This window comes from Rickettsia endosymbiont of Oedothorax gibbosus, assembly GCF_936269705.1.
GTDB lineage: Bacteria > Pseudomonadota > Alphaproteobacteria > Rickettsiales > Rickettsiaceae > Tisiphia.
Map to the genome: position 1 here is coordinate 472,237 of NZ_OW370493.1, position 12,434 is coordinate 484,670.

The following is a 12,434-nucleotide window of genomic DNA, read 5'->3' on the forward strand; positions in this document are numbered from 1 at the left end:
TCTTATTAATTTTCGCTTAAAAATACTCAAAATCTAAACAATTAAAATTTTGTTCACAGAACCTAGCCTGAATATTGCATGAAAGAATAGAGACAAAACCCTTGTAATACTATATAATATCAGTGTTAAAAGAAGATTACATAGAGGGTTTTGCCATGACAAATTGTACAGGATTAATTTACCAATCGAAAGTAAAAAATCGTCAAATAGAAATAAATTTCACAGGAGGTAATATTAGTAGCGATGGAGGTGTATTATTGCTAAGAGAAGCAGATAAAAGACTTGGTCTAACTAATGAACTGGCTAAGATTTTTCCTGATAAGCGAGATTCTGATAAAATTACTCATACTATTTTAACAATGCTCAAACAGCGTATTTATGGTATTGCTCTTGGTTATGAAGATTTAAATGATCACGATAATTTAAGAAAATGTCCAGCTTTGCAAACAAGTATAGACACACTGGACGATATGGCTAGTAGCTCTACTTTATGCCGTTTAGAAAATAAAGCAGATCGTGGATTTGCTCTTAAAGCTCATAAGGTGATGATTGACAAGTTTGTCGAATCTCATAAAACCGTGCCGAAACAATTAATACTTGATTTTGATGCCACTGATGATGAAATTTATGGCAATCAAGAGGGGAAGTTTTATCATGGATATTATCGTCATAATTGCTTTCTACCTTTATATGTTTTTTGTGGAAAAAAGCTGTTAGTAAGCAATCTTCGCAGCTCAAAGCTAGATCAAGCAAAGCATAGCTGGGCAATATTATCTCTATTAGTCAAGCGTTTTCGTCAATCGTGGCCTGAAGTAGAGATTATTTTTCGTGGTGATGGTGGATTTTGTCGTCATCAGATGCTGGATTGGTGTGATGAAAATAATGTAAAATATATAGTCGGAATAGCCCAAAATACTAGACTCAACAAGCTGCTTGAGCCATTGATGCAACAATCTAACGAAGCCTTCACAATTAGCAAAGAGAAGCAACGCTTTTTTAGTGAATTTAAATATAAAGCTGATAGCTGGAGTCGTCATCGTAAGATAGTTGGTAAATCAGAAGTAACTAGCCTTGGTGAGAATCCAAGATATATAGTAACTAATTTAGCAGGTAAGCCAGAAGATTTATATGATAAAAATTACTGTGCACGTGGAGATATGGAAAATCGTATAAAAGAGCAACAGTTAGAGCTATTTGCCGATCGCACTTCATGCCATAAATGGTGGGCTAATCAACTCAGACTAATTTTGTCAAGCCTTGCCTATACATTAGTAGAATATATACATGATAAGTTTTTACAAGGTACTGAATTAGCTAAAGCCTTGGTAGGAACGGTGCGTTTAAAATTGTTCAAAATTGGAGCAGTAATTATTAGAAATACTAGGAGCATTAAATTCTTGTTGTCTTCATCTTATCCTTACCAACATATATGGGATAGTGTTATGAAAAAATTAGCTATAGAATAAGCTAATATGGTACTGTCCCCGGTACAATAAAAAATGGGGGTAAGGGGGGATTCTATCTTAAATCAGGAAGAATTGCATATCTAGACATAATTTAAGTGAAAATTAACATATCCATTACCACTTATAAGCGATATTGCCATTTTATTTTTATAAATACCACCTTCATGCAATATCCAGGTTAGGGCGATGAGTGACGATATCACCAACTTCTCATCAATTGGCTATACAGCTAAACCGATTAGCATTTATCCATAGCAAACTGACGTCATTGCAAGGAAGACCGTAGGTTGACGAAGCAACCCTGTTTTGGGTCATCCCTGCTTCGGTGCGGGATCCAGATTCCCGACCATTGCTAAGAATAACAATAGTGGGCGGGAATGATGGATTGCTTCGCTCTAGAAGGCTGCCTACGATAACTAATCAAATAGCTTTCTCCACATTAACTATAATAAGAGGCGATTTATTCATTTCATGTTTTAATATTTTGCGAATAGCTGACCTTACAGCATTTTCGACCTGCTCATCGAGGAGATTACCTTTTGATTTTTTCTGAATTTCTATTGTTTCAGCAATATTATCTTTGATTAGATTAATTAGCTGTGCATCATCATTAGAGTCAAGAAGTCCTGGCATAGATAAAATAGGTCTACAAGTAAGTTCGCCCTTCTTATTTATTATCAGAGAAGCAACTACTATACCATCGTCACGCATACGTCTGCGGGTTCTGAAAATTGATGATTCCGCTGGTAAAAGATAATTGCCATCAACAGCCAAATAACCCGTTGTTACTTTAGTTAAAATACGTGGATTATGAGGATCAAGTAATACTAGGCTACCATTTTCTACTTCAATAGCATGCTTTATACCATTTTTACGAGCTAATTTTGCTTGCTCATGTATGTGTACCGGTTCACCATGTACTGGCACGCAAATCTGAGGTCTAATTAAGGCGTACATTTGCTTGAGTTCGTCAATTGATGGATGTCCAGAAACATGAACGAAATGATCTCGTTCAGTTATCACTTCAATTCCTGCTTTTACGAAAATATTAAACATACGGAAAATTTTCTTTTCATTGCCAGGAATAATTTTTGAAGAGAATATAACTGTATCTTTAGGAGCTAACTTGATACTAGGGTGACTATTATTTGCCATTTTGGCAGTAGCTGCTAGAGGTTCCCCTTGACAGCCAGTAGCAATAATTAAAAGTTCTTGCCTTTTAAATCTTGCAACATCCCGCTCATCGATTAAAGGGGCAATATCTTTCATATAACCACTTTCCTGAGCTGCGAGTAAAATTCTATGCAAACTTCTTCCTGATAGCACTACTTTTCTTCCTGCCATCTGACCTGCATGAATTATAGTTTCAAGCCGTGCCAAATTTGAAGCAAAGGTTGTTACCACAATCATTTGGGGGCAACCTGCTATAATATCTATTAAACTTTTATGCACTTCTCCTTCCGAGCCAGAAGTCCCCGCATTAAATACATTAGTTGAATCACAAACTAGAGCTAAAACCCCTTCATCGCCATAGGATTTTAGTAAATCTTTGTTAGCTTTTTCACCGAGTAAAGGATCATGGTCAAACTTCCAATCTCCAGTATGAAAAACATTGCCAGCTTCTGTGCGTATCATAATTGCTTGCATTTCTGGAGCTGAATGGGTAAGCGGTACCATTTCTAATTGGAATGGATCAAGATTTATTTTTGCTGAAGGTTTTACTTCATGAATTTTTATAGTTTTAGCAAAATCATATTCAGCTAATCTAAGTTTCAGAAAATTTGCAGTAAAGGTAGTGGCATATATTGGGCATTTTAGACTGCTCCACAAATATTGGATTGCTCCCAAATGATCTTCATGTGCGTGAGTTAGGACTAAAGCTAACAAATCTTTTTTATATTGTTCGATAAAGCTAATATCAGCAATTATCATATCAACACCTGGTAAATAGTTATCAGCAAAGCCGCTACCGCAATCAACCATCAACCACTTTCCCTTATAATGATATAGATTGACGTTTATGCCGATTTCATTTGACCCGCCAAGTGGTAAGAATAGTAAAGCATTTTTATGGTTTTTAATGTTGAATGGCATGTTAACTTCTATATTATGTATGGTTTGAGTATATTTTTATACCTTATTTTCGGCTTTTAGTCTATGATTAATACTAATTTAGTTTATGCGAACATATTTGCCTTTGGTATAGTCTTATTATTGATCGTACTATTTCCTAATTTTGATATAGATTTCTCAAATTTATTCTACGACAGTAAAGATGGATTTATCTACCGTAACAATAGCATTGTCCAATTATTGTTTGAAATTATTCCAATATTAACTAAACTACTACTTACAGTAACATTATTACACTTAATTTACTTAATTGTTAAGCATAAAACTTTTAATAGACTTATTATTTCTGGGAGCTTTTATATAATTTTATCTACAGCAATAGGTCCTGGATTATTGGTGAATCATCTATTTAAAGAACATTTCGGCAGGGCTCGTCCTGTGCAAATTAAAAATTTTAATGGTTCCAAAAATTTTACTAGAGCTTTTTCAATTTCTAATGAATGTGTACATAACTGCTCATTTTCATCAGGACATGCAGCTATGGGATATAGTTTAACTAGCCTTGCGTATATTGCTCCTGTTATATATTTCTCAAGAATCTACAGTATTACCTTAATTTTTGGCTCATTAATTGGGTTAAGTCGCATATTAATGGGGGGGCATTTTTTAAGTGATGTACTAGCCTCATGTTTTTTTGTATTAATAATTAACCATATATTGTATTTATGTTGGCAAAAACTAAAATTGATTTAAATAAAATTGCGATTATTTACAACAATTCCACGAAGTCGTTAGAACTAGTTAAGCAGCTTGAACTATTTTATCAATTCTGTAAAGTAGAAAAAGCAGAAATAATTATTGTAGTTGGCGGAGATGGCGAATTATTACATGCGATACATCGTTATATGCACCTAAACATTCCTTTTTATGGAATTAATTCTGGCAATATTGGATTTTTAATGAATTCAATTATTATAGAAAAATTAATAGATAATTTACAAGAATCAATAGTTTCTCATTTATACCCTTTAGAGACGCAAGTAGAAACTGTAGATAGTAAAACCCATACCGCCCTAGCTATTAATGAAGTCTCGATATTTCGTAAAACCAACCAAGCAGCTAAATTTAAGATTGAAATTGATCAAGTTGAACGTATGAGTGAATTAGTAGCTGATGGGGCAATGGTTGCGACTCCAGCTGGTAGCAGTGCTTACAACTTATCTGCCGGAGGACCTATTTTGCCACTTGAGTCAAACGTATTATGTCTAACACCAATTTGTCCTTTTCGTCCAAGACGTTGGCACGGTGCGTTATTACCATTTTCCACTACTATAAGATTTGAAATTTTAGAAAGTAATAAAAGACCAGTAAATGCAGCTGCCGATTTTCAGGAATTTGATGATATTAAGTCAGTATTAATTAAATCAGCAAAGAACAAGATGATCAAATTACTATTTGATAAAAAAAATAGCCTTGAAAATCGAATTATCAAAGAGCAATTTAATGAGTAACTTACCTTACGCATAAAACCCCCATGGCAATTTAAAAATTGCGGAACGTCATTGCAATCTGATGTATCCCCACGAAATTAAGCACGACAAAGCTCCGTCTTTATAATAGATGCCAGGGGTTCTACCAATGGTTTTATGGCATGCAAATAATTAAATTCAATAATAAATTTCCCAAGGGTAAAATACGAATAAATCTTTTTATCTTTTACTGTGTTAGGTTGGAAAATTCTTTGCATACCTTGGCTATAGCCTACCACACCTATAACCCAATATGTTATAATAACAATGGCAGATAGTAACATTAAAACTCCCCATCTATTCACATCTAAAGTTCGAATATATCTTCCAGCAAGACCAAATTGATGACTTTTTATCACTCGAAACGTCTCCTCTATTTGCATACGTTTGCTATATAACCTCAGTATTTCCGCTCCCTTATATTCATCAGAACTTAAGTTAGTTACCAATATCCAAGGTTCTTTTGCAGCTTTGTTATATGAACCATTTGCTGTTTTACTGCTAGTACGATTCCTGCTAACCTTCTGCACTCGACCCTTAGGGACTTTGCAAGTTGTAACCATTCTGCAGGAATATTTATGAGCTTTGGTTAGCAGAATCGTACCACATTCCATCGTTTTTGAACCAATTGATGGCATGAAATTTTCAACTGATATCCAATCCTCATTCTTAGCTAATTTTAAATCTTTTCCTTGTCGTACCCGACACACCCAACTCCACCCTTGTTTTTCTATTTCCTTAAACCATTCAATATGAAAGCCAGCGTCCATAATCACAATAACCCTTTTTCCATCAGGTATTATACTCTTTAATTTATTTAAAAATTCTACCGTTCTGCCCTTTAATTCACCTTCTTCAAACACATCTTGATACAAAGGTAAACTCATCCCTCTTGTACAAAATTGAGCACTTAGCATTTGTACCATGCGATCATCTTTAAGATAACATAAATCAATCACAACACTGTCATCATTAGAATGCTTGATAAACTCAAATATGAAATATGATAAAGCACTATAGAGATTATCAACCTCGTTATATAAATGTTTGTTACCTATACATCTATCAACTTTTTTTATTGTCCCAAAATTTGGTTAAAACCTCCGGCTTCAGCCGGAAAAGACTTCAGTCCTTGTTCTAAAATATTTCAATTTACTAATGTTATCATATATATTATTCTCTGAATAGAGAATAATATATATGACTGATTATAGTAAGTCTAGCCACACCGTATTTTACCACCGCTTCCATATCGTTTGGATTACTAAGTATCGATACAAAGTACTCACAGGTAACCTCAGGATTAGAATTAGAGAAATTATTGCTCAGGTAGCAGAATATCTTGGTATCAAAATCATCAATGGAATATTATCTGCCGATCATGTCCATATTATGGCTGAAATTCCACCTCATATATCCATTAGTCAGTTTGTTAAAGCAGCTAAAGGACGTTCATCATATAAAATTCAGCAAGAATTTCCTGAAATTAGAAAAACTTACTGGGGACGCCACTTTTGGGCTAGGGGCTTCTTTAGCTCAACCAGTGGTAATGTCACTGATGATATAATCAATAACTACATTAACAATCATTCAGATGCACATCAGCCTAATAATGTAATGAATATCTCTTTAGAGTAAATCCGTGACTTCTAGTCGCAACTTCAACCTACCAGCTTCAGCTGGTTAGTTATTGAGTTTATGTTTTACTTTACTATCACCACTCAAGTTCCTGCCAATTGCACTCAAAGACAAATTCTGACTATATCGCAAGCCTTCTGCAACATCAAGTAACGCATTTAAACGATTATTATGTATAAAAGGACAATGTTCTTTCCTGACTTCGGAAAATAGTTAAAGATAAGTGTATAGAAAAAGCAGGAGAAAAAAGGTTTTGTTAATTAGAGGGCGTTTGTTGTGCCTCCATATATTTTTATTATTGACATACAATATTTTAGTAGATATACTAACCAACAATTAGTTTTAAATATGCTACTGATATGTTCGTTAGAGTCAAAAAATCTGCTACCCGTAATGTTAACGCTGTTCAACTAGTAGAAGGGATACGCGATCCCATAACTAATAAAGTAAAACAACGGGTTGTTCGACATATTGGTAGTGCATCAGACCAAGAAGAAATAACTAAACTAATAGAGCTTGCTGAATTCATTAAGGTTGAAATCGCTAGTAGCACTCAACCTAATCTTATCCCAGACAAGAATATAGTATCGATGGCAATGTCAGCTAGACAGCGGTACGAGAAAGAACAAATACAACCTATTGATGATATCAGCAATTTACGTAGTCAAGGAAGCACTATCATCGGCATTCATGAGGTGTATGGAAAAATTTATGACCAACTTGGTTTTAATAGAATCTTACCTAATCCTGCCAGGGAAGTGTCAAGCATAAACATAATACGCAATGTTGTTTTAGCTCGTATTGCTAACCCAACTAGTAAGCGTGAAACAGTCAATTTATTGGTCAATAATTATGGAGTAGATTTAAAGCTTGATTCGGTATACAAAACTATGGATAAAATAGATGATAAGGTGGTTGAGAAAATCGAGCAGTGTGCTTTACTTAGCACTCAAAAGTTGTTTAAAGAAAAAATCGATGTACTATTTTATGATGCAACAACTCTTTATTTTGAATCATTTACTGAAGATGAGTTGAAGAGTAAGGGGTTTAGTAAAGATCATAAATTCAATGAAGTACAGGTAATGCTGAGCATTTTTGTTACTAATAATGGTATTCCAATCGGTTATGAGATATTTCCTGGGGCGACCTATGAAGGTCATACTTTATTGAAAGCTTTAGCCTGGATATTGCATGAAGGTGGTATTTATAAAAATAAAATGGCAATATCGCTTATAAGTGGTCATGGATATGTTAATTTTCACTTAAATTATGTCTAGATATGCGAGTCTGTCCTATAGTTTGTGTAAGTTGCAAAGAAAGCAGTAAGAGATTACTGTAAAAAAAGTAACTTAAGCAAGCAAGGAGGAATTATGGCTAAAAAATTAGATACAGATAAAGATACATTAAACATCAGTAATCAGCTAGTAGAAGAATTATTATCAAAAGCAGATCCATCGGAGTTATTTGGTCGAGATGGTTTATTTCAACAGCTAAAGAAGCAAATAGTTGAGAAAATATTAGCAAGTGAGTTGGATCATGAATCAGGATATTCAAAACATAGCAAGATGGCAAAAGTAGATAATAATCGTCGTAATGGTAGCTATGAGAAGACAGTAATTGATGGGGATGGTCGTAAGCTGACAGTAGAAGTACCAAGAGATCGGGAAGGAGAGTATAATCCTCAATTAATACCAAAAGGGCTGAGGAGATTTAATGGATTTGATGAGAAAGTGATATCCCTTTATGGTCGCGGTATGACAGTCAGCGAGATCCGAGGGCATTTAGAAGAAATATATCAAACTGATGTATCTGGTGACTTGATATCCACCATAACAGATGGGGTAATAGAAGAAGTAACTAGGTGGCAAAATCGTTGTTTAGATAGGGTGTATCCAATATTATACTTGGACTGTATCTATGTAAAATCTAGAGACAATCACATAGTAATAAATAAAGCAGTATATTTAGCACTTGCTGTAAATATAGAAGGGAAAAAGGAGTTACTTGGCATTTGGATAGGCAAAAATGAAGGTGCTAAATTTTGGATGCAAGTAGTTACTGAGTTAAAGAATCGAGGAATTGAACAAATTTATGTTGCTTGTGTGGATGGTTTAAAGGGCTTTCCAGAAGCTATAAGCAGTGTATTCCCGAGTACTATAGTACAATTATGTATTGTACATATGGTTCGCAATTCAGTAAAGTATGTGTCATATAAAGATTTAAAAGAGGTCACATCAGATCTAAAACAAATTTATACAGCTAATAATGACGAAATGGCACGTTTAAAACTTCAGCAATTTGGTGTAAAATGGGATAAAAAATATCCGGTAATTTCTGATATTTGGCAACGTAATTGGTCTGGGATAATACCGTTTTTTGCCTTTCCTGAAGAGAACAGAAAGGTAATTTATACTACTAACACTATAGAATCTGTAAATCGTCAAATTAGAAAAATTATCAAAAATAAGGGGGTGTTTCCAGATGATAAGTCAATTCAAAAAATAATATTTTTATCCTTACAAAATGCAGCCAAAAAATGGACCATGCCTATTAAAGATTGGTCTTTAGCTTTAAATCAATTTGAAATACTTTGTGGAGATTTTAAATATGATTTATTGGAAAATAAAAAATGAACTTACACAAATTAAATGATTGACTCAGATATACGTCAGTTCGGGATAAGATATAGATGAAATAGTAATAGATAAAAGGATTGTCAAAAAGGAGTGCCTGCAGTATTTATATTTTTAAACAAAAAAACAAACTACAGGCATGAAAAAAGATATCACAGAATTATATAGTTTTATAGATGATTTTTGTAAAATTTATTTGGAGTATGAACAGAGAAAGTTATTACCATCAAATAAGCAAAGAAATCGCTGTTGTAGCATGAGTCTAAGTGAAATGTTAACAATAATAATTATGTTTCATACATCCTATGCTAAGAATTTTAAATTTTTCTATAAAAGTTATATAGAGTGCATGCATAAGGATGATTTTCCCAAAGCCTTGAGTTATAATAGATTTGTTGAATTAATGGCACGATTATTCATACCGCTAAATATGTTGATTCATTTGTTGTTTGGTGAGGAAACAGGTATTTATTTTATTGACTCTACAACGATTAAAGCTTGTCACAATAAAAGGCGTTATAGCAATAAAGTTTTTAAAGGATTAGCCAAACATAGTAAATCCTCTATGGGGTATTTTTATGGTTTTAAATTACATGTAATAATCAATAATAAAGGGGAGTTTATGGCATTAAAAGTGACCAAAGGCAATGTAGATGATAGGGTTCCAGTACCGGAGTTAACAAAAAGATTAACTGGAATTATAGCAGCTGATAAAGGTTATATTAAGCAAAATTTGTTCTTAAATTTATATGAAAGAGGCTTAAAAATGATTCATGGAATTAAGAAGAATATGGAAAATAAATTAATGGATTTGAAAGAAAAAATCTTACTTCGAAAGCGTAACTTAATTGAAACAGTTTTTGATTATCTAAAAAATAAAATGAACCTTGAACATACTAGACATAGATCACCAATAAATGCCTTTGTCCATATATTATCTACTCTTGTTGCTTACTCATTAAAGAAAAATAAACCTTCAACAAAATTTGATTTTAATCTACATGTTCACAATATCCTTATCCCGAATTGACGTAGATATGCAATTCTTCCTGATTTAAGATAGAATCCCCCCTTACCCCCATTTTTTATTGTACCGGGGACAGTACCATATTAGCTTATTCTATAGCTAATTTTTTCATAACACTATCCCATATATGTTGGTAAGGATAAGATGAAGACAACAAGAATTTAATGCTCCTAGTATTTCTAATAATTACTGCTCCAATTTTGAACAATTTTAAACGCACCGTTCCTACCAAGGCTTTAGCTAATTCAGTACCTTGTAAAAACTTATCACGTATATATTCTACTAATGTATAGGCAAGGCTTGACAAAATTAGTCTGAGTTGATTATCCCACCATTTATGGCATGAAGTGCGATCGGCAAATAGCTCTAACTGTTGCTCTTTTATACGATTTTCCATATCTCCACGTGCACAGTAAATTTTATCATATAAATCTTCTGGCTTACCTGCTAAATTAGTTACTATATATCTTGGATTCTCACCAAGGCTAGTTACTTCTGATTTACCAACTATCTTACGATGACGACTCCAGCTATCAGCTTTATATTTAAATTCACTAAAAAAGCGTTGCTTCTCTTTGCTAATTGTGAAGGCTTCGTTAGATTGTTGCATCAATGGCTCAAGCAGCTTGTTGAGTCTAGTATTTTGGGCTATTCCGACTATATATTTTACATTATTTTCATCACACCAATCCAGCATCTGATGACGACAAAATCCACCATCACCACGAAAAATAATCTCTACTTCAGGCCACGATTGACGAAAACGCTTGACTAATAGAGATAATATTGCCCAGCTATGCTTTGCTTGTTCTAGCTTTGAGCTGCGAAGATTGCTTACTAACAGCTTTTTTCCACAAAAAACATATAAAGGTAGAAAGCAATTATGACGATAATATCCATGATAAAACTTCCCCTCTTGATTGCCATAAATTTCATCATCAGTGGCATCAAAATCAAGTATTAATTGTTTCGGCACGGTTTTATGAGATTCGACAAACTTGTCAATCATCACCTTATGAGCTTTAAGAGCAAATCCACGATCTGCTTTATTTTCTAAACGGCATAAAGTAGAGCTACTAGCCATATCGTCCAGTGTGTCTATACTTGTTTGCAAAGCTGGACATTTTCTTAAATTATCGTGATCATTTAAATCTTCATAACCAAGAGCAATACCATAAATACGCTGTTTGAGCATTGTTAAAATAGTATGAGTAATTTTATCAGAATCTCGCTTATCAGGAAAAATCTTAGCCAGTTCATTAGTTAGACCAAGTCTTTTATCTGCTTCTCTTAGCAATAATACACCTCCATCGCTACTAATATTACCTCCTGTGAAATTTATTTCTATTTGACGATTTTTTACTTTCGATTGGTAAATTAATCCTGTACAATTTGTCATGGCAAAACCCTCTATGTAATCTTCTTTTAACACTGATATTATATAGTATTACAAGGGTTTTGTCTCTATTCTTTCATGCAATATTCAGGCTAAAAAGATAGGATACTTCCTCTTCTGCATCGTATTTTAAAGGGGCTAAATATTCTACTCTATCTTCCGCAATAATATCATTCAAAAACTTATGATTGTCTTGTATCTCAAATAGGTAACCATCTGATGCATCAGTAATTTCAGTTGTATCAAGAAAATACTCAATAGATACATTTAATAATTTTGCAAAAAAATACAATATACTACTAGCTATTGGGGTAGTAGCATCTTCATATCTTTGTATCTGCTTTACACTAAGATTAATAGCTGTACTTAATTCTTGTTGGCTTATACCCATCATTATACGACGCTGTTTTAAACGCATACCTATAATTAGGTTTATTCTTTCTTTTGATTTATTAGATTCATTCATTGTTATAATAATTTAATTTTTACCATTTATTTCAACTAATAATAATCTAGTATCCTAGCTTAATCAAGTAATTTTTCATCGATATTAATAAATTTGAATAATTGGTAAAAATAGTTGCAATAGCATTACAATACGACTCTTTTAGTTATATAATGTAAGCAAGGAAAAAAGGGGGAAAGGAAATATCAAGTATAGCTAATCCAAAT

At 33.3% G+C, this 12,434-nt stretch carries 10 protein-coding genes and 1 pseudogene; 7 read left to right on the top strand and 4 right to left on the bottom strand.

Translation table 11 applies throughout. The annotated features are described in order from the left end of the window. Window positions 1-155 precede the first annotated feature (155 nt). Window positions 156-1,466: an IS1380 family transposase gene (locus NBW66_RS02640; RefSeq protein WP_250312238.1), complete on the top strand. Its 1,311-nt coding sequence runs from the start codon at window positions 156-158 to the stop codon at window positions 1,464-1,466. A gap of 420 nt (window positions 1,467-1,886) precedes the next feature. On the opposite strand, the gene NBW66_RS02645 is transcribed toward NBW66_RS02640, so the two are convergent. Continuing rightward, complete coding sequence (locus NBW66_RS02645) at window positions 1,887-3,560, bottom strand: ribonuclease J (protein WP_250311671.1); 1,674 nt, start codon at window positions 3,558-3,560, stop codon at window positions 1,887-1,889. A 63-nt stretch (window positions 3,561-3,623) separates the two neighbouring features. Here NBW66_RS02645 and NBW66_RS02650 point away from each other — a divergent pair, with 63 nt between their 5' ends. Both NBW66_RS02650 and NBW66_RS02655 read left to right on the top strand, forming a co-directional pair. Next, window positions 3,624-4,292, top strand: coding sequence for a phosphatase PAP2 family protein (locus NBW66_RS02650; protein ID WP_250311672.1), 669 nt, complete (start codon window positions 3,624-3,626; stop codon window positions 4,290-4,292). Beyond that, window positions 4,283-5,050, top strand: a complete 768-nt coding sequence (locus NBW66_RS02655) for an NAD kinase (protein WP_250312239.1) — start codon at window positions 4,283-4,285, stop codon at window positions 5,048-5,050. Before NBW66_RS02650 ends, NBW66_RS02655 begins: the two co-directional genes overlap by 10 nt. 77 nt (window positions 5,051-5,127) lie before the next feature. Here NBW66_RS02655 and NBW66_RS02660 read toward each other — a convergent pair whose 3' ends face one another. After that, complete coding sequence (locus tag NBW66_RS02660) at window positions 5,128-6,147, bottom strand: IS4 family transposase (RefSeq protein WP_284346798.1); 1,020 nt, start codon at window positions 6,145-6,147, stop codon at window positions 5,128-5,130. 121 nt (window positions 6,148-6,268) lie between these two features. On the opposite strand from NBW66_RS02660, the gene tnpA reads away from it, so the two are divergent. From tnpA to NBW66_RS02680, 4 genes and pseudogenes are all read left to right on the top strand, one after another. Beyond that, entirely contained in the window at window positions 6,269-6,706 is a 438-nt protein-coding gene (gene tnpA, locus NBW66_RS02665) for an IS200/IS605 family transposase (RefSeq protein ID WP_250310592.1), read from the top strand. Window positions 6,707-7,065: 359 nt separating this feature from the next. Continuing rightward, window positions 7,066-7,884: pseudogene (locus NBW66_RS02670) on the top strand (IS1634 family transposase); the annotation flags it as partial. A gap of 192 nt (window positions 7,885-8,076) precedes the next feature. Continuing rightward, the gene (locus tag NBW66_RS02675) at window positions 8,077-9,339 is read left to right on the top strand and encodes an IS256 family transposase (RefSeq protein WP_250311674.1); all 1,263 of its coding nucleotides are present in this window, start codon (window positions 8,077-8,079) and stop codon (window positions 9,337-9,339) included. A 139-nt stretch (window positions 9,340-9,478) separates the two neighbouring features. Further along, window positions 9,479-10,369 carry an IS982 family transposase gene (locus NBW66_RS02680; RefSeq protein WP_250310582.1) on the top strand — a complete coding sequence of 297 codons (891 nt, stop codon included), beginning with the start codon at window positions 9,479-9,481 and terminating at the stop codon, window positions 10,367-10,369. A gap of 85 nt (window positions 10,370-10,454) precedes the next feature. On the opposite strand, the gene NBW66_RS02685 is transcribed toward NBW66_RS02680, so the two are convergent. Beyond that, window positions 10,455-11,765: an IS1380 family transposase gene (locus NBW66_RS02685; protein ID WP_250312205.1), complete on the bottom strand. Its 1,311-nt coding sequence runs from the start codon at window positions 11,763-11,765 to the stop codon at window positions 10,455-10,457. Between the two features lie 73 nt (window positions 11,766-11,838). After that, complete coding sequence (locus NBW66_RS02690; RefSeq protein ID WP_250311675.1) at window positions 11,839-12,228, bottom strand: helix-turn-helix domain-containing protein; 390 nt, start codon at window positions 12,226-12,228, stop codon at window positions 11,839-11,841. Between the last annotated feature and the right edge of the window lie 206 nt (window positions 12,229-12,434).